Below are 605 nucleotides of genomic sequence, written 5' to 3'. Positions count from 1 at the left end.
CTGATGGTCGAACTCTTCTTCCAAATTTCGCTGGCAGCCAAACTCATTGCTGCTGAGCGTGCGTCCAATCGGGCGGACATCGCCTACCTCTTCTATCTGCCGTTTTGCAACGTCTTCGTCTCCAGCGACAAGCTGCATCGGAGGTGCGCGCAGCCGTTTCTGACGAAGGAGCAGGACTTCGTTTGGGGGCATGACCTCAAGGTCGACTTGTGCAGGATCAACGACGTCTTTGCAACTGCGAGCGAAGCTGAACGCCAGAAGGGGTTGCACAAGCTTGCGTCGCGGCCGCCGGGTGGCTCGAATGACCTGGTCGTGTCTCTGTGGGAACGTCATGGCTTCGCCCCTTTAAAGACGCCCAAGCCCGAGTCGGCGCTTCCTGCGGATAGTCATGACAAGCTGCTGGCACATCTCCGCGAGTACCAGGACGCGCCAACGGCGCCCGACGTTGCCAACCTTCATTCGGATGAGCTCGATGCGCTGTCCGTTGAGCGGCTGKTTCCCAGGAAGAAGGGGAACTGGTGGCTCATCCCCAAAGACGTTGCAGATGACGAGGACAGAAGGAGGAGGGCTGAAGCCTGAGACTCCGTTGCGAGAAATTCTCGACC

1 protein-coding gene is annotated in these 605 nt (G+C 58.8%); it reads left to right on the top strand.

The window, feature by feature from the left end:
* On the top strand, positions 1–579 hold a 579-nt coding region (locus ACXJKR_RS34195), incomplete at its 5' end, for a hypothetical protein (protein WP_457326647.1).
* Positions 580–605 lie beyond the last annotated feature (26 nt).

The sequence above is a fragment of the Roseateles sp. P5_E11 genome (genome assembly GCF_054049355.1).
Note: the sequence above shows the minus strand (reverse complement) of the source record. Positions and strands in the feature narration are given on the sequence as shown.